19 protein-coding genes are annotated in these 18,528 nt (G+C 73.2%); 16 read left to right on the forward strand and 3 right to left on the reverse strand.

Going from position 1 to position 18,528, the window contains the following annotated elements:
* The first annotated feature begins 152 nt into the window (after nucleotides 1-152).
* The 5 genes from AC1DUQ_RS03130 (at nucleotide 153) to dnaE (ending at nucleotide 6,301) form a co-directional block, all read left to right on the forward strand.
* Nucleotides 153-614 (forward strand): TraR/DksA family transcriptional regulator, encoded by a 462-nt coding sequence (locus tag AC1DUQ_RS03130; RefSeq protein WP_056093434.1) that lies wholly within the window; start codon nucleotides 153-155, stop codon nucleotides 612-614.
* A 20-nt stretch (nucleotides 615-634) separates the two neighbouring features.
* Nucleotides 635-1,258 carry a signal peptidase II gene (locus AC1DUQ_RS03135; RefSeq protein ID WP_477063087.1) on the forward strand — a complete coding sequence of 208 codons (624 nt, stop codon included), beginning with the start codon at nucleotides 635-637 and terminating at the stop codon, nucleotides 1,256-1,258.
* Entirely contained in the window at nucleotides 1,251-2,189 is a 939-nt protein-coding gene (locus AC1DUQ_RS03140) for an RluA family pseudouridine synthase (RefSeq protein ID WP_477063088.1), read from the forward strand. Before AC1DUQ_RS03135 ends, AC1DUQ_RS03140 begins: the two co-directional genes overlap by 8 nt.
* On the forward strand, nucleotides 2,186-2,668 hold the full coding sequence (locus tag AC1DUQ_RS03145; protein WP_477063089.1) for a GNAT family N-acetyltransferase: 483 nt from the start codon (nucleotides 2,186-2,188) through the stop codon (nucleotides 2,666-2,668). The genes AC1DUQ_RS03140 and AC1DUQ_RS03145 overlap by 4 nt, the downstream gene beginning before the upstream one ends.
* Nucleotides 2,669-2,761: 93 nt before the next feature.
* Nucleotides 2,762-6,301 (forward strand): DNA polymerase III subunit alpha, encoded by a 3,540-nt coding sequence (gene dnaE, locus AC1DUQ_RS03150; RefSeq protein WP_477073375.1) that lies wholly within the window; start codon nucleotides 2,762-2,764, stop codon nucleotides 6,299-6,301.
* Here the strand turns inward: dnaE and AC1DUQ_RS03155 are convergent.
* On the reverse strand, nucleotides 6,282-6,851 hold the full coding sequence (locus AC1DUQ_RS03155) for a peroxiredoxin (protein ID WP_477063091.1): 570 nt from the start codon (nucleotides 6,849-6,851) through the stop codon (nucleotides 6,282-6,284). The genes dnaE and AC1DUQ_RS03155 overlap by 20 nt on opposite strands.
* Before the next feature lie 76 nt (nucleotides 6,852-6,927).
* Between AC1DUQ_RS03155 and AC1DUQ_RS03160 the strand changes: the two genes are divergently transcribed.
* Together AC1DUQ_RS03160 and AC1DUQ_RS03165 are read left to right on the forward strand one after the other, a co-directional pair.
* Entirely contained in the window at nucleotides 6,928-7,251 is a 324-nt protein-coding gene (locus AC1DUQ_RS03160; protein ID WP_477063092.1) for an ArsR/SmtB family transcription factor, read from the forward strand.
* Nucleotides 7,241-7,738 carry an SRPBCC family protein gene (locus AC1DUQ_RS03165; protein WP_477063093.1) on the forward strand — a complete coding sequence of 166 codons (498 nt, stop codon included), beginning with the start codon at nucleotides 7,241-7,243 and terminating at the stop codon, nucleotides 7,736-7,738. The genes AC1DUQ_RS03160 and AC1DUQ_RS03165 overlap by 11 nt, the downstream gene beginning before the upstream one ends.
* A 7-nt stretch (nucleotides 7,739-7,745) precedes the next feature.
* On the opposite strand, the gene AC1DUQ_RS03170 is transcribed toward AC1DUQ_RS03165, so the two are convergent.
* The gene (locus tag AC1DUQ_RS03170; RefSeq protein ID WP_477063094.1) at nucleotides 7,746-7,964 is read right to left on the reverse strand and encodes an RNA-binding S4 domain-containing protein; all 219 of its coding nucleotides are present in this window, start codon (nucleotides 7,962-7,964) and stop codon (nucleotides 7,746-7,748) included.
* 101 nt (nucleotides 7,965-8,065) lie between these two features.
* On the opposite strand from AC1DUQ_RS03170, the gene hisD reads away from it, so the two are divergent.
* From hisD to AC1DUQ_RS03205, 7 genes are read left to right on the forward strand one after another with little or no spacing between them, the layout of a single operon-like run.
* Complete coding sequence (gene hisD / locus AC1DUQ_RS03175; protein ID WP_477073376.1) at nucleotides 8,066-9,388, forward strand: histidinol dehydrogenase; 1,323 nt, start codon at nucleotides 8,066-8,068, stop codon at nucleotides 9,386-9,388.
* Nucleotides 9,389-9,446: 58 nt separating this feature from the next.
* Complete coding sequence (locus tag AC1DUQ_RS03180; protein WP_477073377.1) at nucleotides 9,447-10,469, forward strand: 3-oxoacyl-ACP synthase III; 1,023 nt, start codon at nucleotides 9,447-9,449, stop codon at nucleotides 10,467-10,469.
* Nucleotides 10,466-13,018 (forward strand): alpha/beta fold hydrolase, encoded by a 2,553-nt coding sequence (locus AC1DUQ_RS03185; RefSeq protein WP_477073378.1) that lies wholly within the window; start codon nucleotides 10,466-10,468, stop codon nucleotides 13,016-13,018. Before AC1DUQ_RS03180 ends, AC1DUQ_RS03185 begins: the two co-directional genes overlap by 4 nt.
* Nucleotides 13,015-14,010, forward strand: a complete 996-nt coding sequence (locus AC1DUQ_RS03190) for an NAD-dependent epimerase/dehydratase family protein (protein WP_477063098.1) — start codon at nucleotides 13,015-13,017, stop codon at nucleotides 14,008-14,010. Before AC1DUQ_RS03185 ends, AC1DUQ_RS03190 begins: the two co-directional genes overlap by 4 nt.
* Before the next feature lie 9 nt (nucleotides 14,011-14,019).
* Nucleotides 14,020-15,135 carry a histidinol-phosphate transaminase gene (locus AC1DUQ_RS03195; RefSeq protein WP_477063099.1) on the forward strand — a complete coding sequence of 372 codons (1,116 nt, stop codon included), beginning with the start codon at nucleotides 14,020-14,022 and terminating at the stop codon, nucleotides 15,133-15,135.
* A complete protein-coding gene (hisB, locus tag AC1DUQ_RS03200) occupies nucleotides 15,132-15,746 on the forward strand; it encodes an imidazoleglycerol-phosphate dehydratase HisB (RefSeq protein ID WP_056093465.1) in 615 nt (204 codons plus the stop codon). The genes AC1DUQ_RS03195 and hisB overlap by 4 nt, the downstream gene beginning before the upstream one ends.
* Nucleotides 15,743-16,228, forward strand: coding sequence for a hypothetical protein (locus tag AC1DUQ_RS03205; RefSeq protein WP_056093468.1), 486 nt, complete (start codon nucleotides 15,743-15,745; stop codon nucleotides 16,226-16,228). Before hisB ends, AC1DUQ_RS03205 begins: the two co-directional genes overlap by 4 nt.
* A gap of 30 nt (nucleotides 16,229-16,258) precedes the next feature.
* Here AC1DUQ_RS03205 and AC1DUQ_RS03210 read toward each other — a convergent pair whose 3' ends face one another.
* Nucleotides 16,259-16,942 (reverse strand): hypothetical protein, encoded by a 684-nt coding sequence (locus AC1DUQ_RS03210; RefSeq protein WP_477063100.1) that lies wholly within the window; start codon nucleotides 16,940-16,942, stop codon nucleotides 16,259-16,261.
* A 132-nt stretch (nucleotides 16,943-17,074) separates the two neighbouring features.
* Between AC1DUQ_RS03210 and AC1DUQ_RS03215 the strand changes: the two genes are divergently transcribed.
* On the forward strand, nucleotides 17,075-17,737 hold the full coding sequence (locus tag AC1DUQ_RS03215; protein WP_477063101.1) for a type 1 glutamine amidotransferase family protein: 663 nt from the start codon (nucleotides 17,075-17,077) through the stop codon (nucleotides 17,735-17,737).
* Nucleotides 17,738-17,741: 4 nt separating this feature from the next.
* Entirely contained in the window at nucleotides 17,742-18,482 is a 741-nt protein-coding gene (gene priA, locus AC1DUQ_RS03220; protein WP_477073379.1) for a bifunctional 1-(5-phosphoribosyl)-5-((5-phosphoribosylamino)methylideneamino)imidazole-4-carboxamide isomerase/phosphoribosylanthranilate isomerase PriA, read from the forward strand.
* The last annotated feature ends 46 nt before the right edge of the window (nucleotides 18,483-18,528 follow it).

Genomic DNA, 18,528 nt, shown 5'->3' on the forward strand with positions numbered 1-18,528 from the left:
GGTCCGGCGACCCCCCGCCGGACACCCCGCATCACCACAGGTCAGATCCTCCGTACACGCGCGCCGCGCCGGGTTTCACCCGGCGTGGCGTGTTGTGTCCCTGCCTGTGCCCGCATACAGTCGCGTGACTTCGAGGACAGGGGGGCCCGCTCGTGGCCATCAACGACGCGCTCAGCGCGGTTGACGTCAGCACGGACACCAAGGAGCTGGCCAAGCTGGTCAAGCACTTCCCGGTGCGTGACGGGGAGAAGCCGTGGACGGCGCGGGAGGTCAAGGACGTCGCGGAAGAGCTCACCAGCGACATCGATCGACTGACGAGCGAGCTGGCAGCGGCGGACGCCGAGCTGTCGGACCTGCTGCGCAACTCCGGCGACGGCGCCGGCGACGACCAGGCCGACTCGGGGTCGTCCGCCCTGGAGCGCGAGCAGGAGCTGACGCTCGTGAACAACACGCGGGACCTGCTCGCGCAGACCACCCGCTCCCTGGCGCGCATCGCGGCCGGCACGTTCGCGACGTGCGAGTCCTGCGGCAAGGCGGTCGGCAAGGCCCGGCTTCAGGCGTTCCCGCGGGCGACCCTGTGCGTCGAGTGCAAGCAGCGCGAGGAGCGTCGCTGACGCGCACGTAGACTCCTGCGGTGCCCACCACGACGGACGACCAGCCCGACGCGCCCTCGACCAGCCCGCGCCGACGCGCGCTGCTGATCCTGCTGTTCTCTCTCGCGGCCGTCGTGCTGGTGCTCGACCAGGCGTCGAAGGCGTGGGCGATCGAGGCGCTGGCGGACGGCGAGCGGCGGCAGCTGGTCGGTGACCTCCTCGGGTTCCAGCTCGTCTTCAACCCCGGAGCCGCGCTCTCGATCGCGACCGGGATGACCTGGGTCCTCACGGTCGTCGCGACCGTGGTGATCGTCGTCGTCGTGCGGGCCAGTCGCCGGATCGGGTCGGGCGCGTGGGCCGTCGCGCTGGGTCTCCTGCTCGGGGGTGCGCTGGGCAACCTGGTCGACCGGTGGATCCGGGAGCCCGGCCCGGCCGAGGGGCACGTGGTGGACTTCATCGCCTATGCCGACTGGTTCGTCGGCAACGTCGCCGACATCGCGATCGTCGTGGCCGCCGCGCTCGTGGTCGTCCTGGCCGCGCTCGGTATCCACCTCGACGGCACCCGAGACGTCCGGGAGGCGCGAGAGCCCGCCGAGCCGGAGGACGTGGGCGACGACTCCGCGACCACCACCACCACGACGACGTCGACCGAGCAGAATGCCTGACACGCGGGCGATGCCAGTGCCTGACGGGCTCGTCGGCGAGCGGGTGGATGCGGCGCTGGCCCGGCTGCTCGGGCTCTCTCGCACCCGCGCGGCGGAGATCGCGGAGGCCGGCGGCGTGCACCTCGACGGCAAGGAGCTGGGCAAGTCCGACCGGCTGTCCGCGGGCGGCTGGCTCGAGGTCGCGATCCCGGACGTGGTGCCGGCGTCGACCATCGAGGTCGTCGCCGAGCCGGTGCCCGGCATGCGGATCGTCTACGACGACGACGACCTGGTGGTCATCGACAAGCCCGTCGGCGTCGCCGCGCACCCGTCGCCCGGCTGGACCGGTCCGACCGTCGTCGGCGCCCTCATGGCTGTCGGGTACCGGATCTCGACGTCCGGCGCGGCCGAACGACAGGGGATCGTGCACCGCCTCGACGCCGGCACGTCCGGGCTGATGGTCGTCGCCAAGAGCGAGCACGCGTACACGGTGCTGAAGCGGGCGTTCAAGGACCGCACGGTCGAGAAGGTCTACCACGCGCTCGTGCAGGGACACCCGGAGCCGACGAGCGGCACCATCGACGCCCCGATCGGCCGGCACCCCAGCTCGGACTGGAAGTTCGCCGTGGTGGCGGACGGCAAGCCGTCGATCACGCACTACGAGGTGCTCGAGATGCTCCCCGCGGCGTCCCTGGTGGAGATCCACCTGGAGACCGGCCGCACGCACCAGATCCGCGTGCACTTCTCGGCCACGCGGCACCCCTGCGTCGGCGACCTCACGTACGGCGCGGACCCGTCGCTGGCGGCGCGGGTGGGCCTGACGCGGCAGTGGCTGCACGCCATGCGGCTCGGCTTCCACCACCCGAGCTCGGGCGAGTGGCTGGAGCTGACCAGCGAGTACCCCGAGGACCTTGCCCGTTCCCTGGCCGTGCTGCAGGACGGGTACGCGTGAGCGTGCGCGTCGTCCGGGTGGAGACGCCCGAGCAGCGCGCCGCGATGACGGCGATCAGGATGGCCGTGTTCGTCCAGGAGCAGAAGGTGGCCGCCGAGCGCGAGATGGACGCACTCGACGACGACCCGTCGACCGTCCACGTCCTCGCGATCGGCGACGACGGCTCAGCCCTGGGCACCGCCCGCCTCCTGCCGCCCCACCACGCCGGTGAGCCTGCGCACATCGGGCGGGTCGCAGTGAGCGCCGCCGCCCGCGGGCTGGGGGTCGGGTCGCTGCTCATGTCCGTGCTCGAGATCGTGGCTCTGGAGCGGTTCGGGGACGTGGCGGACGGTGTCCGGAGCGTGTCCGTCGAGCTCAGCGCGCAGGAGCAGGCGCTCGGGTTCTACGACCGGATGGGCTATGTCGCCCGTCCCGAGCGGTACCTGGACGAGGCCATCTGGCACCGCGACGCGGTGAAGGTCGTGACCGCGCCGGCCTAGTCCCGACACGCCCTCCGGGCGACACGCCGTGCACGCTCGGAGAGCCGGGGTGGCTGCCCGGGAGTGTCGGCGGAGCGACGTAGGATCGCCCGCATGGCATCAGCTGGGGGCTCCGACTTCGTCCACCTCCACGTGCACACCGAGTACTCGATGCTCGACGGCGCGGCGCGCCTGGACGACCTGTTCACCGAGGCCACCCGCCTCGGTCAGACCGCGATGGCCATCACGGACCACGGCTACCTGTTCGGTGCGTTCGACTTCTGGCAGAAGGCCAAGAGCCACGGGATCAAGCCGATCATCGGCGTCGAGGCCTACGTCACGCCGGGCACCAGCCGGTTCGACCAGAACCGCGTGCGGTGGGGCGAGGCGCACCAGGCGTCGGACGACGTCTCCGCCCGCGGCGCGTACACGCACATGACGCTCCTGGCCAAGTCCACCAAGGGCATGCACAACCTGTTCCGGATGTCCTCGCTGGCGTCGCTCGAGGGGCAGATGGGCAAGTGGCCCCGCATGGACCGCGAGCTGCTGACCACGTACAGCGACGGGCTGATCGCCACCACGGGCTGCCCGTCGGGCGAGGTGCAGGTGCGCCTCAGGCTGGGCCAGTTCGACGAGGCCGTACGGGCCGCCGGGGAGCTGCAGGACATCTTCGGCCGGGAGAACTTCTACGTCGAGCTCATGGACCACGGGCTCGAGATCGAGACGCGGGTCATCAAGGACCTCCGGCGGCTGGCCGAGTCGATCGGAGCTCCGGTCGTCGCGACCAACGACCTGCACTACACCAAGCACGAGGACAGCCACGCGCACGAGGTGCTGCTGTGCGTGCAGTCCGGCTCGACCCTGGCCGACCCCGACCGGTTCAAGTTCGACACCGACCAGTTCTACGTGAAGTCCGCCGAGGAGATGCGGCGCACCTGGGCTGAGGTTCCGGAGGCGTGCGACAACACGCTCCTCATCGCCGAGCAGTGCGAGGTGGAGTTCAACACCGACGCCAACTTCATGCCGAACTTCCCGGTCCCGTCCGGGGAGAGCGAGGACTCCTGGTTCATCAAGGAGGTCGAGACCGGGCTGCAGCGGCGCTACCACGGGGAGATTCCCGCGGACGTGCGGACGCAGGCGCAGTACGAGACGGGCGTCATCACACAGCTGGGATTCTCCGGCTACTTCCTCGTCGTCGCCGACTTCATCAACTGGGCCAAGGACCAGGGCATCCGCGTCGGTCCGGGCCGTGGGTCCGCCGCCGGCTCGATGGCCTCGTACGCGATGGGCATCACCGAGCTGGACCCGCTGGAGCACGGGCTGMTSTTCGAGCGGTTCCTCAACCCCGAGCGCGTGTCCTGGCCCGACGTCGACGTCGACTTCGACGAGCGCCGTCGCGGCGAGGTCATCCGGTACGTCACCGACAAGTACGGCGAGGACCGGGTCGCCCAGATCGTCACGTACGGCACCATCAAGGCCAAGCAGGCCCTCAAGGACGCGTCGCGCGTGCTCGGCTTCCCGTTCGCGATGGGGGAGAAGCTCACCAAGGCGATGCCGCCCGCGGTGATGGGCAAGGACATCACGCTCTCGGGCATCTACAACCCGCAGGACTCCCGGTACGCGGAGGCCGACGAGTTCCGCCAGGTGGTGCAGGCCGACCCCGAGGCGCAGCGCGTGCTGGAGACCGCGAAGGGGCTGGAGAACCTCAAGCGCCAGTGGGGCGTGCACGCGGCCGGCGTGATCATGTCGAGCGAGCCGCTGGTGGACATCGTCCCGATCATGCGGCGCCCGCAGGACGGCGCGATCATCACGCAGTTCGACCAGCCGGGGTCCGAGGCCCTGGGCCTGATCAAGATGGACTTCCTCGGCCTGCGCAACCTCACCATCCTCGACGACGCCCTCGAGAACATCGAGATGAACGGCAAGCCGTCGATCAAGATCGAGGAGGTCCCGCTCGACGACCCGGCGACGTACGAGCTGCTCGGTCGCGGCGACACCCTGGGCGTGTTCCAGCTCGACGGCGGTCCCATGCGCTCGCTGCTGCGCCAGATGCGCCCGGACAACTTCGAGGACATCTCGGCTGTCATCGCCCTGTACCGCCCGGGCCCGATGGGGATGAACTCCCACATCAACTACGCGCTGCGCAAGAACGGCCTGCAGAAGGTGGAGCCCATCCACCCCGAGCTGGAGGCGCCGCTCGAGGAGGTCGTGGGCATCACCCACGGCCTGATCGTCTACCAGGAGCAGGTGCAGCGCGCCGCGCAGAAGCTGGCCGGGTACACGCTCGGCCAGGCCGACCTGCTGCGCCGCGCGATGGGCAAGAAGAAGAAGGAGGTCCTGGACAAGGAGTTCGTCCCGTTCCAGGCCGGCATGCGCGAGCGCGGGTACTCCGACGCCTCCATCCAGGCCGTCTGGGACGTGCTGGTGCCCTTCGCCGGGTACGCCTTCAACAAGGCGCACTCCGCCGCGTACGGGGTCATCTCCTACTGGACCGCCTACCTCAAGGCCAACTACCCGACCGAGTACATGGCCGGGCTGCTCACCAGCGTGCGCGACGACAAGGACAAGTCAGCGCTGTACCTGGGCGAGTGCCGGCACATGGGCATCACCGTGCTCGCGCCCGACGTGAACTCCTCGTCGGCCAACTTCACGGCCGTGGGCAAGGACATCCGGTTCGGTCTGACCGCCATCCGCAACGTCGGCGCCAACGTGGTCGACGCGATCGTGCGGTCGCGCGAGGAGAAGGGCGCGTTCACGTCCTTCACCGACTTCCTGGACAAGGTGCCCGCGGTCGTCTGCAACAAGCGGACCATCGAGTCGCTCATCAAGGCCGGGGCGTTCGACTCGCTCGGGCACGCGCGGCGCGCCCTGCTGCTCGTGCACGAGCAGGCGGTCGACTCGGTCATCGGCGTGAAGCGCAAGGAGGCCGAGGGGCAGTTCGACCTGTTCGCGGACCTGCTGGGCGGCGACGACGCCGGCCAGGGCTTCGCGGTCGTCGTACCGGACCTGCCGGACTGGGACAAGAAGCAACGGCTCGCGTTCGAGCGGGAGATGCTCGGCCTGTACGTGTCCGACCACCCGCTGTCGGGGCTCGAGCACGTGCTCGCCGCCGCGGCGGACGTGTCGATCGCCACGCTGCTGCAGGACGAGCAGAGGCCGGACGGGTCGACGGTCGTCGTCGCCGGGCTCATCACGTCGCTGCAGCGCAAGATGTCGAAGCAGGGCAACCCGTGGGCCGCGGTCACCATCGAGGACATGGAGGCCTCGGTCGAGATCATGTTCTTCGGCGAGACCTACCTGGCGTACTCCACGGCGCTGGCCGAGGACGCGGTCGTGGTGATCCGCGGACGCGTGCGGCGGCGCGACGAGACCATGCAGCTGCAGGCCATGGAGGTGTCGCTGCCGGACGTGTCGCAGGCGGCGGACGCGCCCGTGGTCGTCTCGATGTCGGTGTCCCGGTGCACGCCGCCGGTGGTCGAGCGGCTGCGCGAGGTGCTCTCCACCCATCCGGGCGTCACGGAGGTCCACCTGCGACTCACGAGCCCCGGACGGGCGACCGTCATGCGGCTGGACCACGGGCTGCGCGTCGAGCGGTCGCCGTCCCTGTTCGGGGACCTGAAGGCGCTGCTCGGACCTAGCTGCCTGGCGTCCTGACCAGCCACGCGAGCACCTCGGCCGCGTGGCGGTCGGGCGGGAACACCGGGTAGAACACCTTCTCCACGACCCCGTCGCGCGCGACCATCGTGAGCCGCCGCAGCAGGGTCCTGCCGTCGACCTCGAAGGTGGGCAGCCGGAGGGTGTGCGTGAGCGTGAACGCGTCGTCGCTGAGCATCGCGAACGGCAGGTGCAGCCGCTCGACGGCCTCGCGCTGGTAGTCCGTGTCCTGCGTGGACAGGCCGAACACCGCCGACGCCCCGGCCGCGAGCAGATCGGCGTGGTGGTCCCGGAACGCGCACGCCTCGGCGGTGCAGCCGCGTGCGCCGGGGATCGTGTCCCAGTCGTCGGGCAGCCGCGCGCCGGGTCCGCCGGTCAGCGGGTACGCGTACAGGATCGTGCGACCCGGCCCGAGGCGGTCGACGTGCACGGAGGACCCGTCGGTCGCGACCAGGGCGACCGCGGGCATCGCGATACCCGTGAGGTGGTCCGCGGCTCCGTCGTCCGCAGGCACCGGGAGGTCGTCGGGAAGTCGGGTCAGGTCGATCACGCTGCCACGCTATCCAATCCGCTTATAGCGCTTGCGTTATATAACGGGAAGCGGAAAGATCGGCCGTGTGCAGGTCATGGACGCGTTGGGGGACCCGGTCCGCCGCCGACTGGTGGAGCTCCTCGCCGAGGGCGAGCGCAGCGCGGGCCAGCTGGCGACCGCCGTCGGTGCCGAGTTCGGCATCAGCCAGCCGGCCGCGTCGCGGCACCTGCGGGTGCTGCGCGAGGCGGGCGTCGTCGACTCGGAGCCGCGGGGTGCGGTCCGGCTCTACTCCGTGCGCCCGGAGGCGTTCGACGAGGTCGAGCGCTGGGCGCACGGCATCCGCCGGTTCTGGGACGGGCGCCTGGACGCGCTGGAGACCGAGATCGCCCGCGGGCGGAGGAGACGAGATGACGACTGACGTGTGGGGAGTGCTCCGGCCGTCCGCGACCGGGGTGACGGTCCGCTTCGAGCGGCGGTACGCGACCACGCCCGACGACCTCTGGTCCAGCGTGACGGAGCCGGACCGGCTCGCCCGCTGGCTCGGTCCGGTCTACGGCGACCTCCGGGTGGGCGGTCGGTACGAGCTGCGGATGGGCGACGACGTGGACGGTTCGCCGGAGAACGCGGTCGGCGAGGTCCTCGAGTGCGACCCGCCGCACCGCCTGCTGGTCGGCTGGCGGTTCCCCGGGGAGGACGAGTCGCGCGTGGCGCTCGAGATCCGTGCGGACGGCGACGGCGCGGTCCTCGTGCTCGAGCACCTGGACCTGGCCGAGGCCGCGGCGCGCGGGTACGGCGGCGGCTGGCACGCGTCGCTCGACCAGCTGGACGACTACGCGGCAGGCCGCCCGGTCCGGCCCTGGCAGGAGCTGTTCGACGCCGCGCTGCCGCGCTACCAGCAGGCGTGAGTCGCGGTCAGGCGACCGTAGCCTCCTTGTAGCCCGTCGGCAGGTCCACCTCGACCACGTCGCCGCGCACCAGCTGGCGGCCGCGCCGGGTCTCGTCCTCGCCGTTCACGGTCACGGCACCGTCCTCCAGCAGCGCGCGGGCGTGCGCGCCGGAGTCGGCGAGGTCCGCGAGCTTGAGGAACTGGCCGAGCCGGATCGAGTCGTCGGAGATGGGCACCTGGGTCATGGCAGTAGTCTGCCGTGCTCGGGGGTCCGTGTGGCGCAGCGCACGCCCGCCCAGTGGTCCTGGTCAGGCCCTCGACAGAGGTCCGTCCTATGCTCAGGAACGTGATCACCCGGATCGACCTGCGCGGTCGCACCCTGTCGCGCCGCGAGCTCCTGGAGGAGCTCCCCAGAGCCGAGGTCGACGTCGAGCACGCCGCCGAGGTCGTCGCACCGATCCTGGCGGACGTCCGCAAGCGGGGGGCCGCCGAGCTGCGCGACCTCGCGGAGCGGTTCGACGGCGTGCGCCCGGTGCACCTGCGCGTGCCGGGCGAGGCGATCCAGGCGTCCGTCGGCGTGCTCGACCCCGACGTCCGGGCGGCTCTCGAGGAGACCATCCGTCGTGTCCGCCAGGTGCACGGCGCCCAGCGGCCCGCCGACTTCACGGTCGAGCTGGCGCCCGGCGCCCAGGTCCGTCAGCGCTGGGTCCCGGTCCGCCGGGTCGGGCTCTACGTCCCGGGTGGGCTCGCGGTGTACCCGTCGTCCGTCGTGATGAACGTCGTCGCCGCGCAKGCCGCCGGCGTCGGCTCGCTCGCCGTGGCCTCCCCGCCGCAGAAGGACCAGGACGGCCTGCCCGACCCGGTGGTCCTGGCCACGTGCGCGCTGCTCGGCATCGACGAGGTGTACGCGGTCGGCGGCGCGCAGGCGGTCGCGATGTTCGCCTACGGCGCGGCCGGCACCGACGACGTGGACGGCGACACGCTCTGCGAGCCCGTCGACGTCGTCACCGGACCCGGCAACGTGTACGTCGCCGCGGCCAAGCGTCTGGTCCGGGGGATCGTCGGCATCGACGCCGAGGCCGGTCCCACGGAGATCGCGATCCTGGCCGACGGGACCGCGGACGCCACGCACGTCGCCGCCGACCTCGTCTCGCAGGCGGAGCACGACCCGCTCGCGGCGGCCGTGCTCGTCACTCCCTCGGTCGAGCTCGCCGGCGCGGTCGAGGCCAAGCTGATCGATCGGGTGGACGCCACGCAGCACCGGGAGCGGGTGACCACCGCGCTGCGCGGGGACCAGTCCGCGATCGTGCTCGTCGACGACCTCGAGCAGGGCCTGGAGGTGGTCAACGCGTACGGCGCGGAGCACCTCGAGATCCAGACGGTCGGCGCGGCGGCGCTCGCCGAGCGTGTGACCAGCGCGGGCGCGATCTTCGTCGGCGCGTACTCCCCGGTCTCCCTCGGGGACTACATGGCCGGGTCGAACCACGTGCTCCCCACCGGCGGCTGCGCGCACTTCGCCAGCGGCCTCGGGGTGCACTCGTTCCTGCGCGCCGTGCAGGTGATCGAGTACGACGCCGACGCGCTCGCGGAGGTGGCGGACAAAATCGTCGCGCTCGCCGACGCCGAGGGACTCCCCGCGCACGGTGAGGCGGTGCGAGCCCGATTCTGACCGTCACCGTCGAACACGTGCGCGCCCGCCACCCCAGCCCCCGTCGAGAGGACAGCCTGTGACAGGCAACGCGACGTTCCGCCATCGCGATGTCGCGCTCCTTGCCGTCGTGGGCATCGAGGCGCCGGTCGTCGTGCCCTCGACGGTGTTCGACGAGCGTCTGGCACCCACCCTGAAACGGCTGCGCCTCCCGCAGGGGCTGCTGTCCCGGGTGGCCGGCGTGCACGAGCGCCGCTGGTGGGACGACGAGATGACCTTCGACGACGCCGCGACCGCCGCGGGTGCCAAGGCACTGGCCGAGGCCGGGATCGACGCGGGCGACGTGGGGCTGCTCATCAACACGTCGGTGACCCGGACCTTCCTGGAGCCGTCGGTCGCGTCCCGCATCCACTCGGGGCTGGCGCTGCCGTCGAGCGCCCTCAACTTCGACCTCACCAACGMGTGCCTCGGCTTCGTCAACGGCATGACGCTCGCCGCCCAGCTGATCGACTCGGGGCAGGTGCGGTACGCGGTCATCGTCAACGGCGAGGACCCGCGGCCCACGCAGGAGGCGACGCTCGCCCGGATGACCTCTCCCGAGACCACCCGGGAGTCGTTCCTGGAGGAGTTCGCCACCCTGACGCTCGGTGCGGGCGCGGCCGCCGCGGTGCTGGGTCCCGCGCACCTGCACCCCGGGGCGCACCGGCTGGTCGGCGGCGTCGCACGGTCGGCCACCCAGCACCACGAGCTGTGTGTCGGGGGCGTCGACGGGATGAAGACGGACCCGGGCGGCCTGCTCGCGGGTGGCCTGGAGCTGGTCCTCGACGCCTGGAACGAGGCGCAGCCCGAGTGGGACTGGGCGGACGTCGACCGGATCGTGACGCACCAGGTCTCGTCGGTGCACACCCGCTCGATCGTCGAGGCCCTGGGCCTGGACGTCGACCGGGTGCCGACGACGTTCCCGCGCTGGGGCAACGTCGGACCGGCCGCGCTGCCCATGACCCTGGCCGAGCAGGGCGACTCGCTGCGCACCGGGGACCGCGTGCTGTGCATGGGGGTCGGCTCCGGCCTGCACACCGCCATGGCCGAGATCGTCTGGTGACCGCCGCGTCGACCCCGCCCGCGGACGTCCTCGCGGCCGGGGGGATCGATCCGCGCTGGTCGCGGGTGGTCCAGGTGGGCTCGCGCTCCTGGCATCTGCTCGACAACGGGCCGTCGCTCGGCGCGGAGCCCGTCGGCACGCTGCTGTGCGTGCACGGCAACCCGACGTGGTCGTTCCTCTGGCGACGCCTCGTCGCGGCCGGTGCGCGCTCCGAGCGCCCGTGGCGCGTGATCGCCGTCGACCAGCTGGAGATGGGCTTCTCCGAGCGCACGGGGGAGCAGCACCGGCTGGCCGACCGGGTCACCGAGCTCGGGGCGCTGACCGACGCGCTGGGCCTCGCGGGGCCGGTCGTCACCGTGGGTCACGACTGGGGCGGCGTCGTCAGCCTCGGCTGGGCCCTCGACCACCCGGACCTGCTCGCCGGGCTCGTGCTCACCAACACGGCCGTGCACCAGAGCGCCGAGGACTCGCTGCCCGCCGCGCTGCGGGTGGCCACCGCGCCCGGCGTCCTGCCGGTCGGCACGGTCACCACGCCGGCCTTCCTCGAGACGACGCTCGCGCTGGCGCACCCCCGGCTGGACGCAGCCGTCGCCGACGCCTTCCGAGCGCCCTACCGGACCGCCGAGCGGCGTGCGGGCATCGGCGGGTTCGTCGCCGACATCCCCGCCGGAGCCGACCACCCGAGCAGGCCCGAGCTGGACCGGATCGCCGAGGGTGTGCGCGGCCTCGACGTGCCGGCCCTCCTGCTCTGGGGTCCGCGCGACCCGGTGTTCTCCGCGCGCTACCTGCGGGATCTGCGCGCGCGGCTGCCGCACGCGGACGTGCACCGCTTCGAGGGGGCGGGCCACCTGGTGGTCGAGGACGCGGACGTCGCCGGCGCCGTGCTGCGCTGGCTGGACTCGCGGGATGCCCCGGCACCGMCGCCGGAGGAGCACGAGCCGTTCCGCGCGCTCGGCGCGACGCTGGTCGAGCGGGCGGTCGACCAGGGGACCGCGCTGATCGAGCTGGCCGGTCCGCGCTCCCGCCGCGTGACCTGGGCCGCGCTCGCCGCCCGCACCGACCAGCTGGCGCGGGGCCTCGCCGCGAGCGGGGTCCGGCCCGGCGACCGGGTCGCGCTGCTCGTGCCCCCCGGCGCCGACCTCACCGCCGTGCTCTACGCGTGCCTGCGCCTGGGGGCCGTCGTCGTGGTCGCCGACGCGGGCCTCGGGGTCCAGGGCCTCACCCGCGCGGTGCGGGCCGCGGAACCGAGCGTCGTGATCGGGATCGAGCGCGCGCTCGTCGCCGCTCGGTGGCTGCGCTGGGCGCCGACCCTGGTGAGTGCGGGGCCGCTGCGCGCGGGCGTCGCGAAGGCGCTCGGGGTGAGCGCGTCGCTGGACGAGCTCGCCGCTTTCGGCCGCGCGTCCACCGACGACCTTCCCTGGCCGGACGCCGACGCGGACGCCGCGATCCTGTTCACCTCCGGCTCCACCGGGCCCGCCAAGGGTGTGGCCTACACGCACCGCCGGCTGGCAGCGATGCGCGACGTGGTGGCCCGCACGTACGGGATCGGCCCGGGCAGCCCGCTCGTCGCAGCGTTCGCGCCGTTCGTCCTGCTGGGCCCCGCGCTGGGCGCGACGAGCGCGAGCCCGGAGATGGACGTCACGGCGCCGGGCACGCTCACCGCCGGGGCGCTCGCCGAGGCGGTGCGCGCGATCGACGCCTCCGTGGTGTTCGCGTCGCCTGCAGCGCTGCGGTCGGTCGTGCGCACCGCGGACGGGTCCGAGCTCGCCGACCTGGCCGGTGTGCGGCTGTTCCTGTCGGCCGGCGCCCCGGTCGGCCTCGACCTCCTCGAGGCTGCGTCGGCGCTCATGCCCGGTGCCGAGGCGCACACGCCCTACGGCATGACGGAGGCGCTCGTCGTCGCCGACGTCTCTCTCGACGAGCTCCGCACGGTCGGTGCCGGCGACGGGGTGTGCGTCGGCAGGCCGGTGCCGGGCGTCCGCGTGGCGGTCAGCGCGCTCGACGCCGACGGCGAGCCCACCGGTGCGCCAGGGGAGGTCGCGGGGGTGACCGGCGAGGTGCTGGTGAGCGGCGCGCACGTCAAGGAGCGGTACGACGGGCTCTGGCTCACGCAGCAGGAGTCCGCACGGGACGCGGGGTGGCACCGCACGGGCGACGTCGGGCACCTCGACGTCGACGGCCGGCTGTGGATCGAGGGTCGGCTCGCGCACGTGCTGGTGACCGCAGGCGGCGTCCGGACCCCGGTCGGGCTCGAACAGCGGGTGCAGGGCGTCGCAGGCGTGGTCTCCGCGGCGGTCGTCGGCGTGGGGCCGCGGGGGGCGCAGCAGGTGGTCGTCGTGGTGCAGCCCGAGGTGTTCTCGCACGGCCCCCTCGTCGCGGAGCCGGAGCTGGCTGCGGCTGTACGCGGAGCGCTCGTCGGCACGGACGTCGCCGCGGTGCTCGTGGTGGAGCAGCTGCCGACCGACGTCCGGCACAACTCGAAGATCGACCGGTCCCGCGTGGCCGGCTGGGCCGGGCGCGTGCTGTCGGGGGAGCGGGCGCGGCTGTGACCCGCATCCTGGTCACCGGCGCCAGCGGCATGCTCGGTCGCACGCTGGCGGAGCGTCTGGTCGCGGACGGTCACGACGTCCGCACGCTCCAGCGCAGCCCGTCCCACGTGCCCGGTGCGCACGACGTCACGGGGTCGATCACCGACCCGGGCGCGGTGCGGTCCGCCGTGCGCGACCGGGAGGCGGTCGTGCACCTGGCGGCCAAGGTGGACATCACCGGGCCGCTCGCCGAGTTCGCGGCGGTGAACGTCGAGGGCACACGGTTGCTGCTCGACGAGGCCCGGGCCGCGGGTGTCGTCCGGTTCGTCCACGTCTCGTCGCCGTCGGTGGCCCACCTCGGACGGTCGCTCGCGGGCGCGGGCGCCGGCCCGGCCGATCCCGAGCGCGCCCGCGGGCCGTACGCGCGGACGAAGGCCACGGCGGAGCTGCTCGCGCTCGCGGCCGACGACCCCGGCGGGCTCCGGGTGGTCGCCGTCCGCCCGCACGTGGTGTGGGGCCCGGGGGACACCCAGCTCGTCGGCCGGGTGGTCGACCGGGCACGGGCCGGCCGGCTGCCGGTGCTCGGTCAGGGAGCGGCGCTCATTGACACCACCTACGTCGACAACGCGGTCGATGCGCTCGTGGCCGCGCTGCACGCCGACGCGAGCGCGTGCGGTGGGGCCTATGTCGTCACCAACGGCGAGCCGCGCCCGGTCGTCGAGCTGCTGGCCGGGATCTGCGCCGCGACCGGTGTCCCGGTGCCGCGGCGGCACGTCCCGGCGGCGCTGGCGCGTGGTGCGGGGTCGGTGCTCGACGCCGCGTGGCGCACGCTCCCGCTGCCCGGCGAGCCGCCGCTGACCCGATTCGTCGCCGAGCAGCTGTCCACCGCGCACTGGTTCGACCAGCGCCGCACGCGCGAGGCGCTGGGGTGGGTGCCCCGGGTGAGCCTCGACGAGGGGTTGGCGCGGCTGGCGGGATGGACGGCACGGCAGGCCGCGGCGACTGCTCCCTAGACTCGGCACGTGACTGCTGATCTCGCCCGCGGAGCGCTCCCGCTGCGCCCCGACCTCGTCGGCCTCGAGCCGTACGGCGCCCCCCAGCTGGACGTGCCGCACCTGCTCAACGTCAACGAGAACCCGTACGCGCCCGCCCCGGACGTCGTGGCGGACATCGCCGCGGCCGTCGCCGAGGCCGCGTCCGGGCTGAACCGGTACCCGGACCGCGACTTCGAGGCGCTCCGTGCCGATCTGGCGGCCTACCTGCGCGTGGAGTCCGGCGTGGAGCTGGCCACCGAGCAGGTGTGGGCGGCCAACGGGTCGAACGAGATCATGCTGCACGTCCTGCAGGCGTTCGGCGGACCGGGCCGGACCGTGCTCTCGTTCGCGCCCACGTACTCGATGTACCCCGAGTACGCCCGGGACACGTTCACGGGCTGGGTCGCCGGGCGACGTGAGGCGGACTTCGGCCTGGACGCCGACGTCGCGCGCGCCGCGATCGCCGAGCACGCCCCCTCGGTCGTCCTGCTGGCCAGCCCCAACAACCCCACGGGGACGGCGCTGCCCGCCGAGACTGTCCTGGCGGTGCTCGACGCCGCGGCCGCGGTGCCGGGCGGGTGCGTCGTCGTCGTCGACGAGGCCTACGGCGAGTTCCGCCGGACGGGCACGCCGTCGGCGCTCGAGCTGCTGGCCGACCACCCGCACCTGGCGGTCAGCCGGACGATGTCCAAGGCGTTCGGGCTGGCCGGTGCGCGCGTCGGCTACCTCGCCGCGGCGCCGGCGCTCGTGGACGCGCTGCGCGTGGTGCGCCTGCCGTACCACCTGTCCGCGGTGACCCAGGCGGTGGCCCGGGCGGCGCTCCGGCACGCGCCCGCCCTGATGGCCCAGGTGGGGTCGCTGCGCGACGAGCGCGACGCCCTGGTGGTCTGGCTGCGCGAGCGCGGGCTGACCGTCGCGGACTCCGACGCGAACTTCGTCCTGTTCGGCCTGTTCGACGACCGGCACGCGATCTGGCAGGGTCTGCTCGACCGTGGGGTCCTGATCCGCGAGGTCGGGCCCGACGGGTGGCTGCGGGTGTCGGTCGGCACACCGCAGGACATGGTGGCGTTCCAGGACGCATTGAGCGAGGTGGCAGGACTGTGAGCCCCAAGAGTGGCGGCCGTACCGCGCGCATCGAGCGCGCCACGAGCGAGTCGAGCGTGCTGGTCGAGCTGGACCTGGACGGCACCGGCCGCACCGACATCTCGACGACCGTGCCGTTCTACGACCACATGCTCACCGCGCTGGGCAAGCACTCGCTCATCGACCTCACGGTGAAGGCCACGGGCGACACCCACATCGACGCGCACCACACGGTCGAGGACGTCGCGATCACGATCGGCGAGGCGCTGCGGCAGGCCCTGGGCGACAAGCGCGGGATCTCGCGGTTCGGCGACGCCACCGTGCCCCTCGACGAGGCGCTCGCGCAGGCGGTCGTCGACGTGTCCGGCCGCCCGTACCTGGTGCACACCGGCGAGCCCCCCGGACAGGAGTACCACCTGATCGGCGGCCACTTCACGGGGTCGCTCACCCGGCACGTGCTCGAGTCCATCGCGCACCACGCCGCGTTCAGCATCCACGTCCGCGTGCTCGCGGGCCGCGACCCGCACCACATCGTCGAGGCGCAGTTCAAGGCCCTCGCCCGTGCGTTGCGGTTCGCCGTGGCGCTCGATCCCCGCGTGGAGGGCATCCCGTCGACGAAGGGTGCGCTGTGACCGACCTCCCCGACGACTTCGAGGTCCCCGACGACCTCTCCGGGCTGCTCGACGGCGCGGACGAGGACCCGTCGGTCGTCCTGGTGATCACGCAGGTCGCTGCCCCGGCCCCGCTCGCCGCGGCGTGCGCGATCGCCAAGGTGGAGGTCGACGTCGTGCCGACGCCCATCGGGGCGATCGCGTCCCTGCGCGACCCGAAGGCCGCCTCGGACGGTGCCGCGGCGATCTCCAAGCTGCTGCGGACGATCCCGGTGATCCTGCTGGAGCGGCGCGAGGGGCAGATCACCGCCTCGCGCTGGACGGCGGGCGAGCGTGGCGACGACCTGCCCGCCGGGCTGGTGCTCTCGGACGCGCCGCCGGTACTTGAGGACCTGCTGCTCGGCTCGGTGCAGGCCGGCGACGTCGAGGGAGTCGTCACCAGCGTGGGGATGTCGCGCTGGCAGGCGATGCGGACCATCGCGAGCTCGGCCAAGCGCCGCTAGGCGGTCAGCGCTCAGCGGCGGCTGCCGTCCTCAACCCGTCGACGTCCCGGAGCACGGCTGGCCGCTCAGGTCGTCCAGCGCGTCGCTGAGCTCACGATTCCGGGCGGCCAGCTCGGCGCCCGCCGGCGTGCCGATCATGGCCTGGATCTCGTCCTGGGTGATCTGCTCGCCGTACGTCATCACGGTCGGGACCAGCGCGTCGAGCGCCGCAGCCGTGGTCGTCGCCGACTGGACGACTGCCTGCTGCTGCGTCGCCAGCCGTGCGGGCGGCGGCGTATCAGCGAGCCGTCGGCCCTGGTCGGCGATGGTGGTGGCCTGCCCGTCGAGGTAGGCGAGGTAGACGGCCTGGTCGTAGGCGGGGCCAGACGTGCTCGCGTCCAGGTTCGGTATCGGCGGCGTGGCGCTCGCGACGATGCGTTCGCACACACTCCTGGCGAGCGCGCGATACTCCTGCTCCGCCCGTGTGACGTCTGCCGACCGGGTCCACTGCCACCAGATGATGGCGAGGACGACGGCCAGCACCACGCCGCCCCCGATGACGAACGTCTTCGAGCGGGCCGAGTTGTCCACGGTGTTGTGGATGGTGCGCGCGCGAACATTCTCCTGAGCGATGCGCGTGTCGTTGCGCGACGACTTCGCGCGTGCGCGCGCGTCGACGTGTTCGGTGATCTTCGGTGTGGGGAGCCCGTCGTCGGGCGCCGTCGGTGTGCCCATGCTCCGGAGGAGCGCGGACCGTGGTGCCAGATACGGCAGAGGGTCGCCCGACGACCGACGTCGACGGACGGCCCTCGTCTCGCGGACCGGCGTCCGTCCGTCTCGGTCCGGCGCCGCGGGTACCGTGGTCCGGTGCCTGCCCAGCCCCTCGTCGTCGTGCTCGACCACGGCGCCGACGACCTCTCCACGCTGGCCGAGGCGCTCACCGGCGCCGGTGCCCGCGTGGTGGTCACCGCCGAGAAGCGGGCCGCGCTCGTGGCCGACGGGCTCGTGATCGCCGGCCGTGCACGGGCCGCGGACGTGATGCCGGCGTTGCGCGCGATCGGCGCGGACCAGGTGGTCGACCGTCGGCTCGCCGGCGGCCGCGCGGTCCTCGCGGTCGGCGTGGGCATGCACGTGATGTTCACCGAGGTCGTCCAGGACGACACCGCCACGGAGGGTCTGGGGGAGTGGGCGGGTGTCGTCGACGCCGTCGGTGCTCCCGCGGGTCCGGCCGAGGTCGAGGTGCCCGAGGGGTCGGCGCTGTTCGCCGGTCTCGAGGACGCCCGCTTCCACGTCGCCCTCGAGCACGCCGCCCGCGCGTTCCCCCTGCTCGACGACTGGCCGGCGGACACCCGCCTGGTCGTCCCGCTCGTCACCTGGTCGCGCGGCGACGAGCGGTTCGTCGTCGCCGTCGAGAACGGCCCGCTCGTCGGCCTGCAGGTGCACCCGGAGTCCTCCGGCGAGCCCGGCGCGCAGGTGCTCGCCCGCTGGGTCTCGTCCTTGCCCGCCACCGCCCCCGATCTCCCGGAGTGACCGCATGACCGACCGCCTCGAGCTGCTGCCCGCCGTCGACGTCGCCGACGGGCAGGCCGTCCGGCTGACCCAGGGCGCCGCCGGCACCGAGACCGGCTACGGCGACCCGCTGTCGGCCGCGCTGGACTGGTACGCCGGCGGGGCGGAGTGGATCCACCTCGTGGACCTCGACGCGGCCTTCGGGCGGGGCTCGAACGCGGCCCTGCTCGCCGAGGTGACCGCGGAGCTCGTCGCCAAGGGCGTCAAGGTCGAGCTGTCGGGGGGCATCCGGGACGACGCCTCCGTCGAGCGCGCGCTCGGCACCGGCGCGACGCGCATCAACCTCGGCACGGCCGCGCTGGAGAACCCCGAGTGGACCGCGCGCGTGATCGGCTCGTTCGGCGAGCAGATCGCGGTCGGCCTCGACGTGCGCGGCACCACGCTCGCCGCCCGTGGGTGGACGCAGGAGGGCGGCGACCTCTGGGAGGTCCTGGCCCGCCTGGAGGATGCCGGCTGCGCCCGGTACGTGGTGACGGACGTGCACAAGGACGGCATGCTCAACGGCCCGAACGTCGAGCTGCTGCAGCAGATGTGCGCCCGCACGGATGCCCCGGTGATCGCGTCGGGCGGGGTCTCCAGCCTGGAGGACCTGCGCGTGCTGCGGACGCTGGTGCCGCTGGGCGTCGAGGGCGCGATCGTCGGCAAGGCCCTCTACGCGGGGGCGTTCACGCTGCCCGAGGCGCTGGACGTCGCCAGGCGCCCGTGACGGGACGCGAGCTGCCGCCGTCGTCGCCGTTCGCGGGGGACGACGG

It is taken from the genome of Cellulomonas sp. P4_B5_2 (assembly GCF_056402235.1).

Coding starts and splice junctions, on each gene's coding strand:
- priA (WP_477073379.1), top strand. CDS start 17,742: ATGACCGACCGCCTCGAGCTGCTGCCCGCCGTCGACGTCGCCGACGGG.
- AC1DUQ_RS03140 (WP_477063088.1), top strand. CDS start 1,251: ATGCCTGACACGCGGGCGATGCCAGTGCCTGACGGGCTCGTCGGCGAG.
- AC1DUQ_RS03160 (WP_477063092.1), top strand. CDS start 6,928: ATGGACGCGTTGGGGGACCCGGTCCGCCGCCGACTGGTGGAGCTCCTC.
- AC1DUQ_RS03165 (WP_477063093.1), top strand. CDS start 7,241: ATGACGACTGACGTGTGGGGAGTGCTCCGGCCGTCCGCGACCGGGGTG.
- AC1DUQ_RS03170 (WP_477063094.1), bottom strand. CDS start 7,964: ATGACCCAGGTGCCCATCTCCGACGACTCGATCCGGCTCGGCCAGTTC.
- AC1DUQ_RS03210 (WP_477063100.1), bottom strand. CDS start 16,942: ATGGGCACACCGACGGCGCCCGACGACGGGCTCCCCACACCGAAGATC.